We start from the raw sequence: 2,973 nt of genomic DNA on the forward strand, positions 1-2,973 counted from the left end.
CACTCTTGAATGATCTTCTCCTTGAACTCATCAGAATACTGGCGTGACTTCATTTGGAAACCCTCCCTGACTCAATACTATCATAGTGCAAAGGGTTTCTCCAAACTCATTGCGGGGCCCTTAGGATTGGACCTCCTTTGTTCTATTTGCGTTCGATGCGGATACTGTCGATGTGAACCGGGTAAACGGGCGGCATAGGCTCTGCCCTAAGATGTGCCAATCTGATAAACACGGAATTAAGACTGCTTTGTTCTCCGTAGAAGGGCACGTCGGTTCCCACCAGGTTGTTGTTGAGATAAACATCGTATGTATTGGACGCAACGTCCACCTCGACCCGTAGGTGATACCACGTATTGGCTTCATAGTCGGCCAGTTTCAACCAGTTCTGTTTTTCCGTCATGTAAAGCGCTCGTAAGTCACCATAGCGATCAAACTGGAGATATACACCGCAGTTTTCAGTAGAGTATTTGTTCAAAGCTTCGTAGTCGCTGGCAAAAATGATGTTGAGACTGCGGTTTGTCCCGGTCATGTACGCCCACAATTCCAGGGAGACTATACCTGTCTGTGGTTCAAAGGCGATATAGTAGGAGTCTCCTTTGTAGTCAGTCTCGTAATTGGGATGTTCCATGTATACAGTCTTTCGACCGAAGTGGTCGGAAATGACTGGATTTCCATTGTATACATGGACTCCACTAGGGGCTCCTCCGACTTCGTCGTCCTCAAAGTCTGAGAAGAATAGCAATAGATCGCCTTGTTCGGGAGGCAGAATGGTTACACATCCAGCACAGACCATTAGCAGTAACACCAAGACTCCCCACGTGTGTCTATACAACTTAATCCCTCCTTGTGTTTCGTGGTTTTGAGACAACAAGAATTGATGTTCACCTCCATGTCATCTATGGTAAAAAAGGAAGTACAAAAAAGTACAGAAAAAAGTTTAGCAAAACCGATACCTTGACACATCATCTGCAATTGTAATTCTATGTTTCTATACAATTTCCTTCCTCCGTTCCTAAAAAAACGGGTGCGCCCGACCAAAAGCCCCAATCTTAGCAATAGGAGTCGCTTTTCCTAGTACTTGCCGAAAAGGACGACGCTGTGATATACTGACTGTGTACAGCAAGTTTCAGCTAAAGTTTTGGAGGAAATTTTTCGTAGCAAGCGGAAAACCGTGAGCAATACTGCATGGGAGTCAACGGATATGAAGCCAACATTAAGCGACATAGCTCGTGAAGCTAACGTATCGGTTAGTACGGTTTCACAGGCCTTGCGGGGAAAAGGAACCGTGGCAAAGGAGACAAAGGACAGAATCTTGCGGGTTGCTAGAGAATTGGGCTACAATCGCAAGACCTCCAAGGATGAACTGAGAATAGGCGTCATTGCCCAGACCAGCTCCTTCACCGAAAGTGAAGTCTATAAACAGTACTTTGCTGGTATCAAGCATGAACTGGGAGATGCTTTGCACCTGGTGGCTACGGTGGAATCGGATCTGTTTCCCATCGATACGATTACTAACGGCTTCGCAGATCTGGATGGAATCATCTTCTTTGGAGGGGAAGAGGAACACCCGAGTATCAAGCACATTATTGATCAGACCGATCTCAAAATCATTATGATCAATCGCTATACTGATAACGAACGGATAAGTACCGTCTGTACCAATAACTTCGAGGCCTACTATGAAGTAACTACCCATCTGATAAAACATCATTGCTACAAGAATTTTGCCTTTGCTTGTCAGGAACCCATAAAATCGTGGGCAAGAAAGAGATTCCAAGGTCATCAAACTGCGGTGGAACGGCACCTTGAGGAGGGGCAGACTGTTCTGTTAAGTGCCCCCCGTCGTAAAGAGATTGTTAAACTGCTGCTTGAACTGGACAGCTGGCCTGATGCGTTGCTCGCCGAAAGCGACGGTGTGGCATGTTACATTATGGAAAGTATCCAAAGCCAGGGCATAAAGGTACCCGAGGATATTGCTATTGTAGGCTGTGATGATCTGCCGGTCAGTCGAAACAGTACTCCCCGCTTAAGTACGATCAACACGTCTCCCCGCAGGTTAGGGGAGACAGCGGCCCGCTTGTTGAAGGAAGTAATCTACAATGGATATTGCTCTGCGCATATCACCATTCCCGCAAGGCCCATTTATCGCGGGTCTTGTGGGTGCAGTGACGGGGCAGACTAGGGTTAGCCTATATTAGTGGGTCTAGCTATTACCAAGGCTTGGTGTGGGGACATTGTTCAACAATCTGAAGTCCAAGCCATCTCAGATGTAAGCATTGATAAGCGGTTCTCAGTGAGCGGATAGGATCCTGTTTTAGAACTCCATTCCAATTTCTGCGGCACAGACGTGGACCTTTTGTGCTCGACTATCGAAGGAGAATGGTGCCCTGAAGGGGGAATTACATGAAGCCTGCGTTGTTGAACTTTTGGCCATACGCGATGAAGGGGCGAAGGTATTGAGCCGGTTCATGAACAAAACGCTGAGATGGAGGGACTGTTCAGAGATTGGTGTATTGTACGCCCAACAACCGATGAACCGGTGGATTGACGAGTATCCGTAGGAGATTTCCCCAATGAAGTAGGTCGGAAATCAAAAAGTTGGCTAGGGAAGGGTGTCTTTGGTGACACGCGGGGTCCTTCGTATCGCACGAGCAGCTTTGGCTCCAACAACAAGTCCTACGGTTTAGCTTTCCGAGGATGCCAGCCCGCAAGTTGATATCTTCCCAACGTAAGGAATTCCATCCGAGGTTCCAAGCTTCCGGAATGTACGACCCCTCGTAGTTTAAGAAGGGAATAAGCACCAGGAAGTCTAAGTGTTGTTTATCACAGGCACGCATTAGGGGGGAAACCTAAGGGCCCCGCAATGAGTTTGGAGAAACCCTTTGCACTATGATAGTATTGAGTCAGGGAGGGTTTCCAAATGAAGTCACGCCAGTATTCTGATGAGTTCAAGGAGAAGATCATTCAAGAGTG

General features: G+C 47.2%; 2 protein-coding genes. One reads left to right on the forward strand and one right to left on the reverse strand.

Features of this window, described 5'->3' with window-relative positions; translation table 11 throughout:
* Positions 1-142: 142 nt before the first annotated feature.
* On the reverse strand, positions 143-832 hold the full coding sequence (locus GXX57_11195; protein ID HHV45213.1) for a LamG domain-containing protein: 690 nt from the start codon (positions 830-832) through the stop codon (positions 143-145).
* A 369-nt stretch (positions 833-1,201) separates the two neighbouring features.
* Here GXX57_11195 and GXX57_11200 point away from each other — a divergent pair, with 369 nt between their 5' ends.
* Positions 1,202-2,182 (forward strand): LacI family transcriptional regulator, encoded by a 981-nt coding sequence (locus GXX57_11200; protein HHV45214.1) that lies wholly within the window; start codon positions 1,202-1,204, stop codon positions 2,180-2,182.
* The last annotated feature ends 791 nt before the right edge of the window (positions 2,183-2,973 follow it).

This window comes from Bacillota bacterium (assembly GCA_012839765.1).
Taxonomy (GTDB): domain Bacteria; phylum Bacillota; class Limnochordia; order DUMW01; family DUMW01; genus DUMW01.